The sequence below is a fragment of the uncultured Allobosea sp. genome, assembly GCF_945956895.1.
Taxonomy (GTDB): Bacteria; Pseudomonadota; Alphaproteobacteria; order Rhizobiales; family Beijerinckiaceae; genus Allobosea.
The window spans coordinates 1-21,119 of sequence record NZ_CAMFJF010000007.1; the positions used below are offsets into that span (position 1 = coordinate 1).

The 21,119-nt window shown below is 65.2% G+C and carries 15 protein-coding genes; 3 read left to right on the top strand and 12 right to left on the bottom strand.

Annotated elements, in window-relative coordinates:
* A partial coding sequence (gene tuf / locus Q0Q02_RS06245) for an elongation factor Tu (RefSeq protein WP_293807808.1) occupies positions 1 to 1,165 on the bottom strand: 1,165 nt, incomplete at its 3' end.
* A gap of 195 nt (positions 1,166 to 1,360) precedes the next feature.
* Between tuf and Q0Q02_RS06250 the strand changes: the two genes are divergently transcribed.
* Positions 1,361 to 2,386 (top strand): linear amide C-N hydrolase, encoded by a 1,026-nt coding sequence (locus Q0Q02_RS06250; protein WP_293808052.1) that lies wholly within the window; start codon positions 1,361 to 1,363, stop codon positions 2,384 to 2,386.
* Between the two features lie 18 nt (positions 2,387 to 2,404).
* Here Q0Q02_RS06250 and pncB read toward each other — a convergent pair whose 3' ends face one another.
* On the bottom strand, positions 2,405 to 3,676 hold the full coding sequence (gene pncB / locus Q0Q02_RS06255) for a nicotinate phosphoribosyltransferase (protein WP_293807810.1): 1,272 nt from the start codon (positions 3,674 to 3,676) through the stop codon (positions 2,405 to 2,407).
* A 69-nt stretch (positions 3,677 to 3,745) separates the two neighbouring features.
* The gene (locus Q0Q02_RS06260) at positions 3,746 to 5,587 is read right to left on the bottom strand and encodes a TRAP transporter large permease subunit (RefSeq protein WP_293807812.1); all 1,842 of its coding nucleotides are present in this window, start codon (positions 5,585 to 5,587) and stop codon (positions 3,746 to 3,748) included.
* A gap of 328 nt (positions 5,588 to 5,915) precedes the next feature.
* On the opposite strand from Q0Q02_RS06260, the gene glpD reads away from it, so the two are divergent.
* Positions 5,916 to 7,463, top strand: coding sequence for a glycerol-3-phosphate dehydrogenase (glpD, locus tag Q0Q02_RS06265; RefSeq protein WP_293807814.1), 1,548 nt, complete (start codon positions 5,916 to 5,918; stop codon positions 7,461 to 7,463).
* A 155-nt stretch (positions 7,464 to 7,618) separates the two neighbouring features.
* Here glpD and tssH read toward each other — a convergent pair whose 3' ends face one another.
* The 9 genes from tssH to Q0Q02_RS06310 all read right to left on the bottom strand — a co-directional run bounded on the left by tssH (position 7,619) and on the right by Q0Q02_RS06310 (position 19,129).
* Positions 7,619 to 10,354, bottom strand: a complete 2,736-nt coding sequence (gene tssH / locus Q0Q02_RS06270) for a type VI secretion system ATPase TssH (RefSeq protein ID WP_293807816.1) — start codon at positions 10,352 to 10,354, stop codon at positions 7,619 to 7,621.
* An 11-nt stretch (positions 10,355 to 10,365) separates the two neighbouring features.
* Positions 10,366 to 11,430 (bottom strand): type VI secretion system baseplate subunit TssG, encoded by a 1,065-nt coding sequence (tssG, locus tag Q0Q02_RS06275; protein WP_293807817.1) that lies wholly within the window; start codon positions 11,428 to 11,430, stop codon positions 10,366 to 10,368.
* On the bottom strand, positions 11,427 to 13,388 hold the full coding sequence (gene tssF, locus Q0Q02_RS06280; protein WP_293808054.1) for a type VI secretion system baseplate subunit TssF: 1,962 nt from the start codon (positions 13,386 to 13,388) through the stop codon (positions 11,427 to 11,429). Before tssF ends, tssG begins: the two co-directional genes overlap by 4 nt.
* 2 nt (positions 13,389 to 13,390) lie before the next feature.
* Entirely contained in the window at positions 13,391 to 13,897 is a 507-nt protein-coding gene (locus Q0Q02_RS06285; protein WP_293807819.1) for a type VI secretion system baseplate subunit TssE, read from the bottom strand.
* A gap of 114 nt (positions 13,898 to 14,011) precedes the next feature.
* A complete protein-coding gene (locus Q0Q02_RS06290; protein WP_293807820.1) occupies positions 14,012 to 14,494 on the bottom strand; it encodes a type VI secretion system tube protein Hcp in 483 nt (160 codons plus the stop codon).
* A gap of 137 nt (positions 14,495 to 14,631) precedes the next feature.
* Positions 14,632 to 16,137, bottom strand: coding sequence for a type VI secretion system contractile sheath large subunit (gene tssC / locus Q0Q02_RS06295; RefSeq protein ID WP_293807822.1), 1,506 nt, complete (start codon positions 16,135 to 16,137; stop codon positions 14,632 to 14,634).
* A gap of 142 nt (positions 16,138 to 16,279) precedes the next feature.
* The gene (gene tssB / locus Q0Q02_RS06300) at positions 16,280 to 16,810 is read right to left on the bottom strand and encodes a type VI secretion system contractile sheath small subunit (RefSeq protein WP_293807824.1); all 531 of its coding nucleotides are present in this window, start codon (positions 16,808 to 16,810) and stop codon (positions 16,280 to 16,282) included.
* 122 nt (positions 16,811 to 16,932) lie between these two features.
* The gene (locus tag Q0Q02_RS06305) at positions 16,933 to 18,399 is read right to left on the bottom strand and encodes a type VI secretion system ImpA family N-terminal domain-containing protein (protein ID WP_293807826.1); all 1,467 of its coding nucleotides are present in this window, start codon (positions 18,397 to 18,399) and stop codon (positions 16,933 to 16,935) included.
* Between the two features lie 172 nt (positions 18,400 to 18,571).
* On the bottom strand, positions 18,572 to 19,129 hold the full coding sequence (locus Q0Q02_RS06310; protein WP_293807828.1) for an OmpA family protein: 558 nt from the start codon (positions 19,127 to 19,129) through the stop codon (positions 18,572 to 18,574).
* A gap of 118 nt (positions 19,130 to 19,247) precedes the next feature.
* Between Q0Q02_RS06310 and Q0Q02_RS06315 the strand changes: the two genes are divergently transcribed.
* Positions 19,248 to 21,107 (top strand): type VI secretion system tip protein TssI/VgrG, encoded by a 1,860-nt coding sequence (locus Q0Q02_RS06315; protein WP_293807830.1) that lies wholly within the window; start codon positions 19,248 to 19,250, stop codon positions 21,105 to 21,107.
* Positions 21,108 to 21,119: the final 12 nt, after the last annotated feature.

Sequence of the window (21,119 nt, forward strand, 5' to 3'; positions counted from 1 at the left end):
CGGCGCCGACGGTGCGGCCGCCTTCGCGGATGGCGAAGCGCAGCTTCTCTTCCATCGCGATCGGGGCGATCAGCGTCACCTCCATCGAGATGTTGTCGCCCGGCATCACCATCTCCGTGCCCTCGGGCAGCGAGACCACGCCGGTCACGTCCGTCGTGCGGAAGTAGAACTGCGGGCGGTAGTTGGTGAAGAACGGCGTGTGACGGCCACCCTCTTCCTTCGTCAGGATGTAGGCCTCGGCCGTGAACTTCGTGTGCGGCTTCACCGAGCCCGGCTTGCACAGCACCTGGCCGCGCTCGACGTCCTCACGCTTCGTGCCGCGCAGCAGCGCGCCGATGTTGTCGCCAGCCTGGCCCTGGTCGAGCAGCTTGCGGAACATCTCGACGCCCGTGACGGTCGTCTTGACGGTGTCCTTCAGGCCGACGATCTCGATTTCCTCGCCGACCTTGACGATGCCGCGCTCGACGCGGCCGGTCACCACCGTGCCGCGGCCCGAGATCGAGAACACGTCCTCGACCGGCATCAGGAACGGCTGGTCGATCGGACGCTCCGGCTGCGGGATGTAGTCGTCGACCGTCTGCATCAGAGCAACGACCGCGTCATGGCCGATCGCCTTGTCGCCATTGTCCAGCGCGACCTTGGCCGAGCCCTTGGTGATCGGGATGTCGTCGCCGGGGAAGTCGTACTTCGAGAGAAGCTCGCGGATCTCCATCTCGACCAGCTCGAGCAGCTCGGCGTCGTCGACCAGGTCGACCTTGTTCATGAACACCACCAGCGCGGGAACGCCGACCTGGCGCGCCAGCAGGATGTGCTCGCGGGTCTGCGGCATCGGGCCGTCGGCAGCCGACACCACCAGGATCGCGCCGTCCATCTGCGCCGCGCCCGTGATCATGTTCTTCACGTAGTCGGCGTGGCCAGGGCAGTCGACGTGGGCATAGTGACGGTTCGCCGTCTCGTACTCGACATGGGCCGTCGAGATCGTGATGCCGCGCGCCTTCTCTTCCGGAGCCTTGTCGATCTGGTCATACGCCGTGAACGAAGCGCCGCCCGTCTCAGCCAGGACCTTCGTGATCGCAGCCGTCAAAGACGTCTTGCCATGGTCAACGTGACCAATCGTTCCAATGTTGCAGTGCGGCTTGTTGCGAGCGAATTTCTCTTTGGCCATGACACCCTTGTCCTCGAAGGCGGCCCTTCGGGCCCAGAAACGCGGTCGCATTAGGGGTTTTTGCGCGGCGATGCAAGATTGGTCATGGAAGGCCGTTAAGGCGTGGTCTCCCTAGCTTCGAGAACGCTGAGGATCGGAAGAAGAACGATGTCCCGAAACACCCGTCCCACACGGCATTACCTGGCGGCGCTCGCCATGGCGGGAGCGCTCCTCGCCGGCGAGGCGGCACAAGCCTGCACGCGTTTCGTCTATTTTGGAGCCGAAGGCCGCGTCATCACGGCACGCTCGATGGATTGGAAAAGCGATGTCGCGACCAATCTCTGGATCATGCCGCGCGGCGTGGAACGCACCGGAGAAGCCGGGGCGAACTCGATCCGCTGGATCGCGAAATACGGCAGCGTCATCGCCTCGGGCTATGACATCTCAACCACGGACGGCGTCAACGAGGCCGGGCTTTCGGCCAATGTGCTCTGGCTCGTGGAATCGGAATATCCGAAATTCGACGCAGGTTCGAAACCTGGCCTGACTATCGCCGCCTGGGCGCAATACGCACTCGACAATTTCGGCACGGTGGCCGAGGCGGTGGAAGCGCTCCGCCAGGAGCCGTTCACGATCGTAACCGACGCCGTTCCCGGCGAGACGCGGCTGGCAACGCTCCATCTCTCGCTATCGGATGCTACCGGCGACAGCGCGATCATCGAATATGTCGGCGGCAAGCAGGTCATCCATCATGGCCGCCAGTATCAGGTGATGACCAACTCTCCGGTCTTCGACAAGCAGCTCGCTCTCGACGCATACTGGAAGCAGATCGGGGGCACCGTGATGCTGCCCGGAACCAACCGGGCTGCCGACCGCTTCGCCCGCGCCTCCTTCTATGCGAACGCCATCCCGAAATTCGACGATCCGAACCGGGCCGTCGCCAGCGTCTTCAGCGTGATCCGCAATGTCTCGGTGCCGTTCGGACTGAACACGCCGGAGGAGCCGAACATCTCTTCGACCCGCTGGCGCACCGTCGTCGACCACGCCCGCAAGCTCTATTTCTTCGAATCGGCGCTGACCCCGAATACCTTCTGGGTGGACCTGAAGAAGATCGACTTCGCAACAGGGGTCGGTACGCGAAAACTCGACCTCGGCCCCGACCAGGACCACGTCTATGCCGGCGACGCCACGGACAGGTTCGTAGCGGCGAAGCCCTTCGCCTTCCTCGGGCTCAAGCCATAAAGTCGACGGCGCGGCGGCTTACTGAAACACCCGCCGATAGCGCTTCACCATCTCCGGATCGCCCGAGACCTTCTCGGGATTGTCGGAGAGCTTCACCGCCGGCCGCCCGTTCGCCTTGGTGACCTTGCAGACCAGCGAGATCGGATCGAGCGCGCGCGAGCCGTCCGGCGAACAGCCGACGAGATCGTTGGTCAGGTCAGTGCCCCAGCCGAAGGCCATGCGGACCTTGCCGTCGAAATGGTGGTAGACGCGCTCGATCGCATCGACATCGAGCCCATCCGAGAAGACCAGCATCTTGTCGCGCGGGTCGCGCCCGCGCTCGCGCCACCAGGCCATGATCGTCTCGCCGGCCGGGATCGGCGGCGCGCTGTCGGGACGGAAACCGGTCCAGTCGGCGACCCAGTCCGGCGCATGGCGCAGGAAGCTCTGCGACCCGAAGGCGTCGGGCAGCGCGATCAGCAGGTTGCCGCCATAGACCTGGCGCCACTCGTCAAGCACGCGATAGGGCGCGCGCAGCAAGTCCTCGTCCGAATCGGCAAGCGCCGCCAGCACCATCGGGAGTTCGTGAGCATTGGTGCCGATCGCCTCCAGATCCGCATCCATCGCCAGCAATACGTTGGAGGTGCCGGTGAAGGCCGAGCCCAGCCCCTCCTTCAGCGCCTCGACGCACCAGCGCTGCCAGAGATGGCCATGGCGCCGGCGCGTGCCGAAATCGGAGAGCTTGAGGTTGGGCAGCTTCTGCAAGCGCTCGACCTTGTCCCACATCTTGGCCTTGGCGCGGGCATAGAGCACGTCGAGCGAGAAGCGCTTCTGGCCGAGCATGACGCGGCGCGCCCGGAGCTCGTTGACGATCGCCAGCGCCGGCACCTCCCACATCGTGCTGTGGGTCCAAGGGCCCTCGAAATGCAGTTCGTACTGTCCGTCGACCTTGCGCAGGTCGTAGTCGGGCAACTGGAAATCGGCGAGCCAGGCCATGAATTCCGGCGAGAACATCTGCGTCTTGCCATAGAAGCTGTTGCCGGCGAGCCAGATCAATTCGTTCTTGGTGAAGCGCAGCGAGCGGGCATGGTCGAGCTGCGCCCTCAGTTCCCCCTCGTCGACGATATCGGCGAGCCGGATATGTTTCGAGCGGTTGATCAGCGAGAAGGTCACCTGCACGTCCGGGTGGAAGGCCCGGATCATCTGCAGCATCAGCAGCTTGTAGAAATCGGTGTCGAGCAGGCTGCGGATGATCGGGTCGAGCCGCCAACCGTGGTTGTAGGTCCGCGTCGCGATGTCGGTGAAGATCATATCGGAGTCCGGGGCCGGCTCACGGCATAGGCGATGGAACGGCGCGGGCGCCGGGCGAAGGAACGCGCATCAGAACAGCGCCTTGAGCCCCGGCGCAAGCGCGGGCCACGCAGCCATGCCCAGCGACAGCACCATGAGGGCCGCCAGCAGCACGCCGAGCAGCGGCAGCACTGCCCGGAAAACCGCTCCGGCCGGCACCCGCATGATGCCGCTGACGACATAGACGAGGATGCCGAGCGGCGGCGTCAGCCCATGGATCATCAGGTTGACGACCAGCACCACGCCGAACTGGATCGGATCGAGCCCCGCCGCGACCGCCACCGGCAGGAGCAGCGGCGCCAGCAGCAGGATCGCCGCGCCGATATCGAGGAAGAGCCCGGCGACCAGCAGCACGAGATTGGCCAACAGCATCACCGCATAGGGCCCGGCGCCAAACGCGGTGACGAGCCCGGCCATCTGCTCGGAGACCCGGTCGACTGCGAGCAGGAAGGCGAAGGGCGCCGAGGCGCCGATCAGCAACCCGATCGCCGCCGCCTCCGCCGCCGATTTGCGCAGGGCCGCCAGCACGCCGCGCCCGTTCAGGCTGCGCAGCGCCAGGCAGGCGATGACGGCATAGGCGACCGCGAGCGCCGAGGCTTCCGTCACCGTCACCACACCGAAGCGGATGCCGACGACCACGACGATGCCGAGCCCGATCGCCGGAATGGCGCCGATCAGCGCCCTGCCCCGCTCGGCCATGCCCGCCTTCGGCGCCGCATCGACGACGCCGCGCGCGCTGAGATGGATGCCGATAGCGAGCGCCAGCGCCAGCACGCCGCCTGCGACGAAGCCGCCAACCAGCAGCGAACCCACCGAAAGATTCGTCGCGCTCGCCAGGATCAGAAAGGCGATCGAGGGCGGGATGATGTTGTCGAGCATCGAGACGCCCGCGACGATCGCCGCCGCATTGGCCGGCGGATAACCCCGCGCCACCAAGGTCGGCGCCATGACCTTGGCCCCGAAGGCGGCATTGGCCACCGAGGAGCCCGACGCCCCGGAGAACAGCACGCTCGCGACCAGCGCCGTCTGCGCCAATCCCGCCCGCCAATGGCCGACCAGCGTCGCGGCGAAGCGGATCAGGCGCTCGGCGAGCCCGCCCTCGGTCAGGAGCTCGCCGGCCAGCAGGAAGAAGGGAATCGCCAGCAGCAGGAACTTGCCGACGCCTCCGACCATCGTCTGCACGATCGCCGGTTCCGGCATCAGCCCGCCGAACGGCCCGGTCAGCGAGGCGCCCGCCAGCAGGGCGAAAGGCAAGGGCGCGCCGAGCAGAAGCCCCGCCCCCGCAACGAGCGCCGCGACGAGGCTCGGCGTCGGAAACAGACCGAAGGAGAGCTGCGCCAGCCCGTAGAAGCCGCCGCCGAGCATGAGCGCTGCGAACGTGCCGGCCCAGCCGCGCTCGATCCCACCCCGCAGGAACAGCATCAGAATCGTCAGCCCGCCACCGCAGGCGAAGACGGCGAAGCGCAGGGCTTCCGGCAAGCCGAGCACGGTGGAATGCCCGCCGACGAGCAAAGCGACATTCGCCCCGCCGGCAGCCAGCACCAGCGCACCTTGGAAGGCGATGGCATCCGCGAGCACGGCCGCAATCCGCCGAGGTATGGCCGGCAGCAGGCGGACCAGAACATCGAGCCGCATCGCCAGCGTGCCGGTGACGGCGAGCGGCGCGCCGACCGCGATCAGCGCGAGATGCAGCCAGATCGCCAGCTCGTCCGACCAGACGAAGCCGCCGCCGAACAGATAGCGTTGCAGGACGGCCGCCATGACGATGACGAACAGCGCCGCCTGGATCGCGGCCCCGGCGTATTCCAGCACCGTGCGCAACCTCGCCTCGGCGCGGGCGACAATCCCCGCCCCCTCCTCCCGCTGCTGCATCCGTTCCTTCGCCATCCTGCCCAGCCGAACCGCAAGCCGACGCTCAGCCCTCATCCTGAGGAGCAAGCTGAAGGCTTGCGTCTCGAAGGATGCTCCAGAGGTCTCTGGAGCCTCCTGAAGCATCCTGAAGCATCCTTCGAGACGCCGCTATCGCGGCTCCTCAGGATGAGGGCTGGCGATCTCTCAGTGGCGAGCCCGTGGCGCCTTCGTCAAGCGGATGCGGCAACTTCCTACCTTGCCGTTCGCGCAAAGTCGGGCGCCGGGCTTCGCCATTGCAGGAAAGCCCCCTCTCAAGCTATCTCGCCTGTTCGATCGGGATTTGAACGATATGGCTTCCGAAACGACCTCACTCTTAGCCGGCTTCGGCACGGCCCCCGCCACGCCCTACGACCTCGCCGTCATCGGCGGCGGCATCAATGGCTGCGGCATCGCCCGCGATGCGGCGGGGCGCGGCGCTTCCGTCGTGCTGCTCGAGAAAGACGACCTCGCCAGCGCCACCTCCTCGCGCTCGACCAAGCTGATCCATGGCGGCCTGCGCTATCTCGAGCATTACAAGTTCCGGCTGGTGCGCGAGGCGCTGATGGAGCGCGAGCGGCTCTGGGCCATTGCGCCGCATATCATCCGCCCCCTGCGCTTCGTGCTGCCGCATCACAAGGGCCTGCGCCCGGCCTGGCTGCTCCGCCTCGGCCTGTTCCTCTACGACCATATCGGCGGCCGCAAGCTCCTGCCTGCGACGCGCACGCTCGACCTCGCCCATGACGCGGTCGGCAAGCCGCTCAAGGACGACAAGGCCAGAGCCTTCGAATATTCCGATTGCTGGGTCGAGGATGCTCGCCTCGTCGTGCTGAATGCGATGGACGCCGCGGTGCGCGGCGCCGCAATCCACACCCGCACCCGCGTCACCGCCGCGCGGCGCGAGAACGGCCTCTGGCAGCTTGAGACAGACGGCCCCGAAGGCCGGCAGACGATCTGGGCACGCACGCTCGTCAACGCGGCCGGTCCCTGGGTCGGCGAGGTCCTGAACGGCGTCATCCACACCAATGCCAAGGCCGGCGTCCGCATGGTCCAGGGCAGCCATATCGTCGTGCCCAGGCTCTACGATCACGACCGCTGCTACATCTTCCAGAACGCGGACGGGCGCATCATCTTCGCCATTCCCTACGAGCAGGATTTCACGCTGATCGGCACGACCGACCGCGACTATCACGGCGACCCGGCCGAGGTCGTCGCGACGCCGGACGAGATCGCCTATCTCTGCGCCGCCGCAAGCGAGTATTTCCGCCAGCCTGTCACGCCGGAATCGGTGGTCTGGACCTATTCCGGCGTCCGCCCGCTCTATGACGACGGCGCCTCGAAGGCGCAGGAGGCAACGCGCGATTACGTCCTGACGCTTGACGCTCCCGAAGGCGATGCGCCGTTGCTCTCCATCTTCGGCGGCAAGATCACGACCTATCGCCGCCTCGCCGAGGCCGCGATCGCGAAGCTCGCGCCACTGGTGCCTTGGGCGGCTCGGGCCGAATGGACGGTGACGGGCGCCCTGCCCGGCGGCGATTTCCCGGTCGGCGGCTTCGACAAGTTGGTCGACGAGATCGCGAGCACCTATCCTTGGCTGGAACGCCGCACCGCGACGCGACTCGCCCGCGCCTATGGCACCCGCGCCCGCGACATCCTCGGCGGTGCGAAGAGTCTCGCCGATCTCGGCCGGCATTTCGGCGCGGATCTCTACGAGCGCGAAATCCGCTACCTGATGAAGGCGGAATGGGCGCGCCGGGCGCAGGACGTGCTCTGGCGCCGCGGCAAGCTGGGCCTGCGATTGTCGAAGGCCGAGAGCGATGTGCTCGACGATTTCATGCGGCAAGTAGCGCTAGCGGCCTGAGCGAATTTCGAAGCTTGCCGTCGGCCCTCCGAACCTCGCCGTCATCCCGGGCTTGACCCGGGATCCATCCGAGGGCTCGGGAGCTTTACGATGGATCCCGGATCGGCGCTGCTGCGCAGCTTGTCCGGGATGACGGACACCTCGGGTTGGAGGCCTCACGCCACCTGATAGGCGAACTGCCCTCCTTCGACCGAAACCTTCGCCTCGGTCAGCGGCTTCTTCTCCAGTTGCAGGTTGAGGATGGCGCGCGAGAGCGCCGGCAGCATCGAGTTGGTGATGATGTTGTCGATCATGCGCCCGCCCGAATCCGGGTCGTTGCATTGGCCGACGATGTGCTCGACCACCGCGTCGTCATAGATGAAGGCGGCCTTGTGGTTCTCCGCCAACCGCTTGCCGATCCGCCCGAGCTGGAGTCGCACGATCCCGGCCAGCATGTCCGAGGACAGCGGATAATAGGGAATGGTCACAAGCCGCCCGATCAGCGCCGGCGGGAAGACCTTGAGCAGCGCGGGCCTGAGGCTCACCGCCATCGCCTCAGGATCAGGCTTGGCGGCACCGTTCGCCGACATACTCATGATCTCGTCGGTGCCGACATTCGAGGTCAGGATGATCAGCGTGTTCTTGAAGTCGATGCGCCTTCCGGTGCCGTCCTCCATCTGGCCCTTGTCGAAGACCTGGAAGAACAGCTCGTGCACGTCGGGATGCGCCTTCTCGATCTCGTCGAGCAGCACCACCGAATAGGGCTTGCGCCGGACCGCTTCGGTCAGCCGCCCACCCTCGCCATAGCCGACATAGCCGGGAGGTGCGCCCTTCAGCGTCGAGACGGTATGCGCCTCCTGGAATTCGCTCATGTTGATGGTGATGACGTTCTGCTCGCCGCCATAAAGCGATTCCGCCAGCGCCAGCGCCGTCTCGGTCTTGCCGACGCCTGACGGGCCGCAGAGCATGAAGACGCCGATCGGCTTGTTGGGATTGTCGAGCCTGGCGCGGTTGGTCTCGATGCGCTTGGCGATCATGCCGATGCCATGGCCCTGCCCGACGACGCGCTTGTTCAGCGTCTCGGCGAGGTTGAGCACCGTCTCGATCTCGTCCTTGACCATCCGGCCGACCGGGATGCCGGTCCAGTCCGAGACGACCGAGGCGACCGACTGCTCGTCGACATGGGCGTAGATCATCCGGTTGGCCGGATCGATCTCGCTCAGCGCCGCGAACTTGGCATTGAGCGCGGTGCGGGATTCTTCGGGATCGGCGGCAGTCTCCGGAGCGGGAGCCTCCGCCTCAGTCGGCGCAGGCGCGACATTCTCGTTCGCCTCCTGCTTGCCGGCTTCCTTTTTCGCCTCCCCGCCCGGCGCCTTCTCGCCGAGCTTGGCCCGCAGCGCCTTGATCTCCTCGACGATGGCAAGCTCACCCGCCCAGGCACCTTCGAGGCCTGAGAGTTTTTCCTGCCGGTCAGCGATCTCCGCCTCGATCTCACTGAGCCGCTTGCTGGCATCGGTACCGAGATCGGCATCCGCCGTCAGCGCCGCCTTCTCCTGCTCCAGCGAGGAAATGGCGACGCGCGCATCCTCGATCGCGGCCGGTGTCGCGTTCTGGCTGATGGCGACGCGGGCGCAGGCCGTGTCGAGCAGGCTCACCGCCTTGTCGGGAAGCTGGCGGGCCGGGATGTAGCGCGAGGAGAGTGAGACTGCCGCGACGATGGCTGCGTCCGAAATGCGGACCTTGTGGTGCTTCTCCATCGGGCCGATCAGCCCGCGCAGCATGGTACAGCAGCGCGCGATATCGGGCTCGTCGACCTGTACCGGCTGGAAGCGCCGGGTCAGCGCCGGATCCTTCTCGAAATACTGGCGGTATTCCGACCACGTCGTCGCCGCGATGGTCCTGAGCGTGCCGCGCGCCAGCGCAGGCTTCAACAGGTTCGCGGCATCGCCCGTGCCGGCCTGCCCGCCGGCGCCGATCAGCGTATGCGCCTCGTCGATGAACAGGATCACCGGCGTCGGCGAGGACTGCACCTCGTCGATCACCGAGCGCAGACGCTGTTCGAACTCGCCCTTCATCGAAGCGCCAGCCTGCATCAGGCCGATATCGAGCGCGCAGACGCGCACGCCCCTGAGCGGCGGCGGCACGTCGCCGGAAGCGACGCGCTGGGCGAAACCCTCGGCGATCGCGGTCTTGCCGACGCCGGCCTCGCCGGTGAGGATCGGGTTGTTCTGGCGCCGCCGCATCAGCACGTCGATGACCTGCCGGATCTCGTCGTCGCGGCCGAGGATCGGGTCCATCGTGCCGGAACGGGCCTTGACGGTCAGGTCCTGCGAGAAGCGGTCGAGCGCGGTCGTGCCCTTCGCCCCCTCGGCAGCTTCTGCGCCCGGCGTTCCCGCCGCGCGCAGGCCCGAACCGTCCATCGGGTGGAGGTTTTCCTCTTCCGAGCTTTCCCAGATCTTGCCGTAGCCTGCGGCCAGTTCCTCGACTGGAATCTTGGAGAATTCCTTGGAGAGCCCGGAGAGCACGCGGCGCAATTCGGTCGATTTCAGCGCGGCCACCAGCAGGTGGCCGGTCCTGATCTGCGTCTCCCCGAAGAACAGGGTCGCATAGTGCCAGCCACGGTCGAGGATATCGACGATGTGGTTGGCGATGCCCGGCATCTCCGTCTCGTTGCGACGGAAACCTTCGACTACGCCGCCAAGCTCCATCAGGAGCTTGGCGCGGTCGAGCTTGTAATGATCGGCGGTCAGCGTCAGGTCGTTCGACGTGCCCTGCAGGATCTGGAGCAGCCAATGCGCCAGCTCGACATTGCGGTTCCCCGCCCCCTTCGCTTGCCGCAGCGCCTGCAGGAAGGTGTCGTAGCCGACCCGATTGAGCTTGCCTGTGACGGCTTCGAGGCTGATATCGGCCATGGTCGTCCCCTTCAATGTCCGGTGGCGGCAGCGCGGCTTCGTTTCAGGCGCAGACTTTCGGCGGGATGGAAGCGGGCGTCACGGCGCAAGGCGCCCTCCTCGATAGTCCAGTTCGGCGCCATCCAGCTCGTCCAGCCGAGATGGCCGGACTGGCCGAGCCGGACCGGCTTCACCGCGCCGACCGGCAGCGCCAGTTCGACATCCCATTCGAACTGCTCGCCGAGATGGAAGAACACGGCATCCGCCAGCGGCTCGCAGCGGTCGCCATTCGGCAGGAAGCGCTCGAACTGTTCCAGATCGCGGGCGACGATCTTCACGCGGAACTTGTCCTCGACGCTGTAGACGCTGCCGCCGAGCAGCGCGTCGCCGCCGAGCGTGCAATGCGAACCGCCGAGCCGTGTTCGGTCGCCCGGATCGAAGGCCAGCCACATCCCGGTGAACTGCTCGATCTCGATATCGGTCTTGAACAGCCCGGCGAGAAACCGCTGCAGCCGCGAGGCGGATTTCGCCTGCGCGCCGATCAGCCCGGCATGGGCGAGCTTCTCGGCATCCGGCACGCTGTCGCGCTTGAGAAAAGGCTTCGAGCCCACCCCGATCATGCTGCCGATATAGGCGGCGAAGCGGTCGAGATCGGGCCGGTCATGCTGCGCGACCGGCCGCGAATCCGCCCAGGCGCGGTAGAACAATTGCAGGAAGCGGTGGTTGAAGATGTCGAGGAAGCGCGGGAACGCGTCGTCGCGTGCCAGCGTCCAGTGATAGCTCTCCTCGGTCGTCGCCAGCGGCAACGGCCCCTGCGGCCCGAGCAGGCCGAGGAACTTGACGAAGAGCCGCAAACGCCCCTGCCCGTCGCGATCGGCTTCGGCCAGGCTCGATGCCGGGAAGTCGAGATAGGGCTGCTCGCCCAGCGCGACATATTCGTCGCGCCGCGAGACGACATCGCCGACCCTTGGGCGATCCGGAAAGCTACGCTCCAGCCGGCGCATCACCGCGTAGAAATCGAAGCGCCAGGGCTCGGCCTCGAGCTGCGCCTGGTAGTTCGGCGCCTTCTCCAGCGGGGTGGCGGTGTCCTCGCTCACAGGATGCGCCTCGCACCGGCGCGCGGCGGAAAGCGCATCACCTCGCCGCGCTCGACGGTACGGATCACCGTCTGGGTGAAATGGTTCATCGCGGCGTATTCGGCGAAGAAGCGGTCGAGCACCGCCCCGAGCAGGAAGACGCCCGAGCCCTCGAACGCCTTCTCGTCGAGCAGAACCGTGATTTCGAGCCCGCGCGCCGCGCCGGTCCCTGCGCGTTGCGGAAAGCGGCGCACCACGGCACGGCTGTCGACGCTCTTGATGCCGCGAATGCGCCGCTCGGTCGCGCTGTCGGCGAGATCGGCGAAGAGCGAGAGCAGTTCGCGCAGCGCCTCGCCGTTCTCGCCGGCGCCGCGCTGGACGAGGCCGAGATGGTTGAGGCTGATCAGGTTGACCAGGCGCCAGGTCACGACGCCGGTGCTGGCGGTCTCCGAGCGCAGCTTCAGCTGCGAGACGACCGGCTCACGCGGCGGCGTCGGCCCGGCAAGGCAGGCGATATCGAGCGAGACATTGTCGATCAGGCGGAAATCGGCGCCGCCCTGCCCGGTCGGCAGATGCTCGGTCAGATGCCGGTTGGAGCAGAGCGCCCGCACGCTGAGCTCCGCCACCGATGCGGTATCGGAAACGCCAGCCGGCTCGACCAGCGAGATGAACATCTCCGTGCCGGTATAGTCGGAAGCCTTGCCCTGGCGGCGTTCGGCGGAGGAGCGCCGTCGCGGCAAGCGGCGCTGCGTATAGTGCAACCCTTGAGTCGGCGAAGCGCCCTCCGGCGAGGAATAGAGCGGGTGGACCGGTTGTTTCTCGCGCCCGCCGACATAATGCGCGTGCACCGAGAGGATGCTGTGCGGCTCGTAGTCGAGCGCGCGGCTGCGATCCGGCACGACATGGAACTCGTGCTGGTTCGTCTTGACCGGAATGCGGTCCGTCGTCTTCTCGAACAGGTTGACCGCCGGCGCCGCATAGAGCGCGAACATCTCCTTGCGCACGGAGCCGGGCAAACGCGTGTTGACCTCGTCGAAGGCGAAGATGATGTCGACCGACTTGGCCTTGAGCTTCGGCATGATGCCGCCGAGCCCTTCCAGCCGGAAGCCGAGGAATTTGCGCGGGAACCAGAACAGTTCGCGCAGCAGGTCGAAGCCGCGGAAGATGCGGGTATCGGCCGGCAGCAGCGCCTCGTCCTCGTCGAAGCCGATCTGTTCGAGCCGGCAGCCATCGCCCGGCGTCACCACGGGATCGCCGAATTCGTCGAGATGACGGAAATGGATGCCGACACAGTTCGAGAACAGCTGCTCGTAGAGCGCGACCGCATCGGCCTCGCCGCCGAGCAGATGGAAGGGCAATTCGCGGGTCCGGCAGCCGGCGAACCAGCTCGCCGGGTTCTTCAGCGCCTGCGCGGCCGAGGGCTCCTGCTCGCGATCGGCCATCATCCGGTGGGTCAGCGACAGGCGCAAGCCCGAAAGCGCCCGCGGACCCGTACGCAGGCCGAGCGCCTGCAACGGTCCGGGCGCCGGGATATATTCGGCAGCGGTAATCTCGAAGGGCCAGAGCGTCACGTCGCCGCCGAGGCGATAGCGGCAAGCGACCCGGCGCTCGCGCTCCAGATAGGTCGCGTCGATATAGGAGCCGCGCGCGATCCGCACGCCCTCGCGCAGGGCCGGGTCCGCATAGGTCGGCACCACGCCGGCCAACAGCGCCGAGGGCGTCGGCGCCAGATAGTTCGGCAGCAATTGCTCGATCAGGTTGTTGGTGAACTCCGGGAATTCGTGCCGGAGCTTGAGCTGGACGCGGGCGGCAAGGAAGGCCGCGCCCTCCAGCAGGCCGCCGACCATCGGATCCATACGCTCCCCGGCCAGCCCGCCGAGCCGCTCGGCGATACCGGGATATTCCTCGGCGAACTCCTTGCTGTGCTCCATGAAGAGCCGGAGTTCCTGGTTGTAGAGATCGAGAAACTCCTGGTTCATCGTCATCGGCCCTTGATGGCGATCTTGCCGGTATCGAGCTCGAGATCGGCGATGAATTGGACGGGAATATTGAGTGGTTCGCAATTGAGATCGGCGCGGACGAGGAAGCGGATCTTGAGCTCGGCCGGATCGAGGCTTTCGTCGCGCTCGACGGCGACCGACTTCCGGATCAAACGCGGCTCGTAACCGACCAGGACATTGGCGAGGTCCTCGCGGATCGCATCGACCCGGTGCTCGTCGATCGACAGCCGGGTCATGTCGGGAAAGCCATGGTTGAGCACCGAGCGGCGCACATGCTCCAGCCCCGAGAGGTCGACGCAGGAAGCGAGATTGATGGTGTTGACCAGCGCGTCGAGATCGATGGCGATCTCGCGGCGCAGCTTCTGCTCGGTGATCGCCGCCCGTGGAGCAGCCCGGCGCGGCGCGAGCACGCGTTCGCCGCCCTCGTCCCTCAGGTCGAGCGCGGTCTTCGCATCCTTTTCCAGATGCGCCTCCCGGAATGCGAACATCAAAGGCGGCCTCAGCCGCTTCTTCGAGATCGGGTCGACCATGGCCTAACGCACCATCGGCAAGGCAAGACAAGCAACCGGCCCCGACAGATGCCGGGACCGGTAACCCTTAGCTCATTTGGAGTGTGTCTTGATGTCCCAGGTCATGGTGCTGGGCGCATCGAGCGAGCCGTCCGCCTTCTGCGGCTTATACTCGTATTTGATCTTGGCGTAGTTCAGCGAGAACTGGTCGGTCGGGATGGTCGTTCCACCGGCGGCATCGCCGGACTGGTAGCTTGACACCAACAGGTCCTCCAGCGTCAGCGTGTAGTAATCCTGCTGCGTCTCGCCCTGCTTGCGGACGAAGAGCACCGCCTTCTTGATGTGCTTGCCGCTGGCGCAGGACAGCGCCAGGTTCGTCGAAGCCTTGCCGACCGAAGCCGTGAAATGAATGTCCTGGAAGCTCGCCTTGCCGGCGCCGCCGCCGGCGTTGGACGCATGCGAGCCGGCATTGATGATGCCCCAGGAGAAGGAATCGACCTCGATCGTATCCTTGTGGGTCTTGTCCTTGCTTTCGCCCTTGATGCCGTCGATCTCGAGCAGGAAGTCGCTAGCCATTGTTACCTCCAGAGTAGGATGCCATGGGTTCGCGGATGCGGACCCGCTGTGGACGCACTTCTCCCGTCGCGCCGCCCTCACACGGCCGGCGCGCCGAAGATTCTCGTTGTCGCCGTCACCCGGGGATCAGGTGACGGTCACTGCTTGGGAGCTGGCAGTCGCGAGACCAGGCTCAGGCCGATATCCATGCCCTCGAGCTGGAAGTGCGGCCGCAGATAGAACTTGGCCGAGTAGTAGCCAGGGTTCTCCTCGTCCTCGAAGACGTCGATCCGCGCATCGGAGAGCGGGCGCCGCGCCTTCGTCTCTTCGCTGGAATTGACCGGATCGCCGTCGACATAGTCGGTGATCCACTCCTGCAGCCAGCGGCGCAGAGGCTCCTTTTCCTTGTAGGAGCCGATCTTGTCGCGAACCATGCACTTCAGGTAATGCGCGAAGCGCGAGACCGCGAACATGTAAGGCAGCCGCGCGGACAGGTTGTCGGACGCGGTGGCCGCCACGCCGTCCGGCCCCGAGAAGGCCTTGGGCTTGTAGAGCGACTGGGCGCCGATGAAGGCGGCCTTGTCGGTGTTCTTGCGATGGATCAGCGGGATCAGGCCGGATTTCGCCAGCTCCGCCTCGCGCCGGTCGCTGATCGCGATCTCGGTCGGGCATTTCAGGTCGATGCCGCCATCATCCGTCGGGAAGGTATGGGTCGGCAGGTTCAAGACCTCGCCGCCCGACTGGACGCCGCGGATGCGCGTGCACCAGCCATATTCCTTGAAGGCGCGGTTGATGTTGACCGCCATCGCGTAGGCCGCGTTCATCCAGGCGTATTTCTCGCCCTTGTGCCCGTCGGTATCCTCCTCGAAGGCGAATTCCTCGACCGGTTCGGACTTGGCGCCATAGGGCACCCGCGACAGCACGCGCGGCAGACACAGGCCGACATAGCGGGAGTCGGCGGCATCGCGCAGGCCCTTCCAGGCCGCGTAGTCCGGCGTGTCGAAGACCTTGCCGAGATCGCGCGGGTTCGACAGCTCCGTCCAGGCATCCATGCCCATCAGGGTCGGGTCGGCCCCAGCGAAGAAGGGTGCATGCGCCGCCGCCGCCACCTTCGACAGATCGCGCAGCAATTGCACATCGGTCGGAACATGGCTGAAATGGTAATCGCCGATCAGGCAGCCGAAGGGCTGGCCGCCGAGTTGGCCGAATTCCTGCTCGTAGATCTGCTTGAACAGCGGGCTCTGGTCCCAGCGCGCGCCGGGGAATGTCTTGAGATTGCGATAGAGCTCGCTCTTCGAGACGTTCATCACCTTGATCTTCAACTGCGCATCCGTCTCCGAGTTGAAGACGAGGTAGTTGAGACCGCGCCAGGCGCTTTCGATCTTCTGGAATTCCGGTGCGTGAAGCACCTCGTTCATCTGCTCGGTCAGCTTGGCGTCGAGCCTCGCGATCATCTCCTCGATCGTGTCGATGACGTCGCCCTTGATCAGGGTCTGGTCCGCCAGCGCCTGATTGACCAGGGTCGCAACCGCGTTCTCGACCTCGGTCGCCGCGCGTTCCGTCTTGGGCTTGAAACTCTGCTTCAGGATCGCCGAGAAATCGTCGATCTCGCGCGTCTCGACTGCTGCCCCGCCGGGCTGTTGGGTTTGTGCTTCCGCTGCCATTGCCGCCTCGCTCGCTTAACCGCCTGCAGGCCCTGCCCCGTCCATGCGGACCGGATCGCTTCAGATCGTCCGGAGCATCAATCCCGCGAAAGCCGGTTCCCGGCTTCTCGCAGCGCACTCCGGGGCGGGCCCGCGCCCCGCCTCAGTTCGCCGTCTTGTCTTCGGAAGGTTCGCCCTTGCCGAGCCTGTCCTTCAGCGCCGCCATGAGCTGGGGATCGGCCAGCAGCGCCTTGATCTGGTCGCTCGCGGCCATCTTGCCGTCCATGTAGCGCAGCAGGTTGGCGAGTTGCTCGCGCGCCTCCAGCAGCTTCGCCGTCGCCGGAATCTGGCGGGCGATGGCCGCCGGATTGAGATCCTCGAACTTCGAGAACTTCAGCGCCACCGAGAGCTTCTCGTTACTGTCCTCGCCCAGCTTGTTGGGCACGTTGAAGGATACGGCCGGCTCGATCGCGGCCATGCGCTGATCGAAATTGTCCATGTCGAAGTCGAGGAACTTGCGTTGCGAGATATCGGACTTCTCGACCGCCGAGGCATTGCCCGAGAGATCGGCCATGACGCCCATCACGAAGGGCAGCTCGATCTTCTGCTCGGCGTTGTACGGATCCTCATAGGTGATGTGGACCCGGGGCGGCCTGTTGCGGCGGATGAACTTCTGTCCAGAATCTCCGGCCATGTGACGTGCCCCTCTGCATTCGTGCCACGCCGACGTAACGTGACATCCTATCCGGTTTCACCCGTCATCGATATAGTCTCGCGACCGTGACGGGAGGTTCAAGGCAATGACGAAAAACTTCCCTAGCTGTCGGCCTCCGGCAACGGCACGACATCTGGCAGGATGTTGCCGAGAAGCGACATGAAATCATGCTGCGCCAGAGCACAGGCCTTGTCCATCAGGAGCGGCGTCGGGTGCGACGGCTCGACCTGGCGATAGAACGCGGCGACCGCCTTCATCGCGGTCACCGCATCTGCGCGACTGCCGATGACGATCGCGGACGGCACGAGAGCCGCAGGCGCAGGAACGGCCTCGACCGCTTCCTCGACGGCCGCCTCGCCATCGCTGCCAGCCGTATCCTCGGCCGCCTCCGCATCGCTATCGTAGCCGCCCTCAGCCTCGTCCGAGCTGTCGCCGTAGCTCTCGTCCGCGTCGCTTTCGGCTTCGTATCCGCTCTCCGCGTCGTAGCCATCGGGCGCCGGCAGTCGCTCGAGCGGCAGCCGGAACCGGCGCTGGTCGCCGATCTCGATCACCGCCTTGTCGACATGCTCGGGAAACATGATCTGGATGACCTCGATCAACGACTTTCCGATCAGCTGCTGCGCCTGCCCGATCAGCAAGACGGCCGGGCTCGAAGGCTCGGTTTTGCGAAAGTAGCCGAGGCATGCATCCAACGTATCCTTCACATGGAGGATGCTCGAAAGGCTGCCCGGGCTGAAGCTTGCGGTGTTTGCTGCCGACCCCTGCGGACCGGTCGCCAAGGGCTCCGGTCCCGCCGCCTGATGGCCCGGGACACGCCGCGCGACCGCAGCGTCGAGGAAGGCGGCGATCTGGTCCAGCAGCGTCGCGAGACGCGGAAAGCCGAGGGGATGATCGACACCGACCTTCTCCAGCCAGATCGTGCGCAGGCGTGTGAGCGCGTCGCGCGCCGCATTGATCTGGCCGAGAACCGCGACGAGATCCTCAGCCTCGACCTCTCCCAACGCGGCCTGGATCGTCCCGGCATCGGGATGCTGCTCGCCTTCGACCAGCTTCGTCTCGCCGGTCGCCACGAGCTGGCTGCGGAACATGAACGGCCCGATCCGTCGGCTGACGAAAAGCGGCGCGTGCTGCAGCGGCAGCACGACCGTGGCGAGCTCGTCGAGCCCCTGCAGGGCGACCTCGCGCATCACGAAATCGCCATCCATCGCCCGCGGATGCATCTCTTCCCAGTACGAGCCGAGGAGATCGGCCATGGCTGAGAGACTGGCGGCAAAACCCGGCACGTCGCGATTGAGGATCGTGAGCTTCGCCGCGAGCACGAAGAGCCTGAGGTCGCGCGAGCGCTCCAGCAACTTGCGGAGATCGGCGAAGGCGGCGGGAAACTCGATGCTCGTCCGGTCGAAGGCGATCTGCCGCCCGTCATCGTCGCGGCGGAAATACGCGGCCGGCAGCGCGACCTCGAGCCGCGCCGTGGCATTCATGAAATCGAGATCGTCTTCGAGATCCGGCCCGCAGGGCGCCTCAGTCGAAATCGGCTTCGTCAGATCGGCGAAATTCAGGCCCGCCATCGCTCTCCCCGCCCGAGCATTTCCGCGCTTCCCCGAAGCGCCGAAATGCTCCAAATCTGTATTTTATCGCATTTTCTTCACGCGAACCGGTATCCACTTCGCTCAAAAATGTTTTGGCAGAAGCGGCGGCCCGGTCACGGCCAGGATCGCCGCGGCCGTTTCTTGCTATGCCTCACTCGGTGCGCAGGCGCGTCTCGACCCGGCGGTTGTCGCCGGAGAGCGGATCAGCCGCGATCGGCTTGCTCTGGCCGTAGCCCTTGGCGACCAGATTGGCGGCGTTGACCCCGTGCCCGCCGAGATAACGGACCACGGCCTGCGCCCGGCGCTGCGACAGGTTGAGATTGTAGGAAGCGCTGCCAGCGGCATCGGTATGCCCCTCGACCATGAAGGTCCGCTTCGCGAGTTGCGGGGCCTTCAGCGCCTTGGCGAACTCGTCGAGATTGAGCTTGGCCTCGGGCTCCAGCTCGTCGGAATTGTATTTGAATTTCACCACGAGATCGAAGGCGCTGACCGGCTTGGCCGGCGCAACCACCTGCCCTGCCCTGGCGCATTCGGCCTCGGTGCCGACGCACAAGCCGCGCGTGGCCCCGGGCTTGGGCGCGACCCCCGGCTCGAAATGCTTGATGATATCGTCGGCCTTGTAGGTCTGCGCCCCCGCCGCGTTTGCCATGGAGAGAACCAAGACGCCGGTCAGAGCGACAAAGGCAGTGAAGCCGGGCTGCTTGCGCATGGGAACACTCCCGCTGAATTTCGTCGTCTGGCAGTAAACGACCTAGGGATGGAAGAATGACTCCGGAAATCACCTACGTCAAGTTAAAAAAAGCAACGCGAATCGAAAGGTTCAGTTGATGCCTTCGTCCCTTGGGCAAGATCAGAGAATTGCATCTTTCTCAACCCCATCAGGGAAAGATGAATTTACTCTCATTAAATTCGAAGCCAACGAAGCTTTGAGCGAACTATTTACATATAGCATCGAAGCAGTCAGCAAAACTGAAAACGCTGACCTGCAAAGCATCATGAGCGAGAAATGCTCGATCAGGTTCACGCTCAAGAACAAGAGCGAGCGCGTCCTGAACGGGACGCTGGTCGACGCCCAATGGCTCGGCAAGCAGGATGATCTCCATATCTATCGCTTCACGCTCAGGCCCTGGCTCTGGCTACTCTCGCAACGTGCGGATTGCCGGATCTTCAAGAACAAGACAGCGGTCGAGATCATCAAGAAGATCTTCGAGAAGGAGGGCTCGGCGAGCGCCGAATATCGCCTCAGCGAAGCACTCCAACCCATCGATTATTGCGTCCAGTATCGCGAAACCGATCTCGATTTCGTCCTGCGATTGATGGAGCAATACGGTCTCTACTACTATTTCAAGCACAGCGACGGCGACCATAAGCTGGTGCTCTGCGATTCCCGCTCCGCCCATGACCAGGTCATGGCGGCGGCCGAGCCGAGCTTCCAGGGCGATGCCTCGGCTTATGCCTTCGTGCAGCAAGGCAATCGCCTGCCGCGCAGCGCGGTCGAGCACCTAACGCACTGGTCGACGATCCGTCGCCTGCGGACCGGCAAGTTCGAGCTCAAGGACTATGATTTCGAGAAATCGGAATCCGATCTTACCGCCCGCGCCGAGGAAGGCTTCCCGAAGGCGAAATCCTACGAGGCCTACGATTATCCGGCCGCCTACACCAAGCGCGACCAGGGCGAGCATTTCGCCCGCGTGATGGCGCAAGCCGAGCAGGCGCAGGACGACCGCCGCTATGCCGGTGGCGATGCCGCCAGCCTCTATCCGGGCGCGCTGATGAAGCTCTCAGAGCATCCGACGGGTGCCGAGAACGGCGAGTACATCGTCGTCCGCGCAACCCATGCCTTCGGCATCCAGAGCTATCGTTCGTCGGGACGCAAGGACGAGGCGCTCTATCACGGCTCCTACGAGCTCCAGAAAAGCGACAAGCGCTTCCGCGCTCCGGTCGTGACGCCCAGGCCCACCGTCTACGGCCCGCACACCGCCAAGGTCGTCGGCGAGAAGAACAAGGGCGAGGAAGGCGATATCGATGTCGACGAATACGGCCGCATCTGGCTGCGCTTCCACTGGGACCGCGAGGACGGCTCGACCTCCTGCCGCACCCGCGTCGCGCAGATGTGGTCCGGCAAGGGCTGGGGCGGCCAGGTCATCCCCCGCATCGGCCAGGAGGTGATCGTCGAGTATATCGAGGGCAACCCGGACCTGCCGCTCGTCGTCGGCGCCGTCGTCAACGACCAGCACAAGCCGCCCTACGACCTGCCGGCGAACAAGACGCAGTCCGGCCTCAAGTCGGAATCGACCGATGGGGCCGGCTTCTCCGACACCTATAACGAGATCAAGTTCGAGGATCGCAAGGACCACGAGGTGCTGGAGATCCGGACCGAGAAGGACCACAAGATCACGGTCAACAATATCGAGACCCGCGAGATCGGCGAGCGCTACCAGGACGGCGGCTATTCGCGCGAGACCACGCTGAAGAAGGGCAACGACAAGCTCGACATCCAGAACGGCAAGCTCGACATCGAGGCGCTTACGGAAATCAACCTCAAGGTCGGCGAGAGCACGATCAAGATGACGCCCGGCTGCATCGAGATCAAATCGCCGACCATCACGATCCATAGCCAGGCCAAGACGGAAGTGAAGAGCGACGGCATGCTCGTCATCAACGCCCCGATGGTGAACATCAACTGACCCGAATAACGA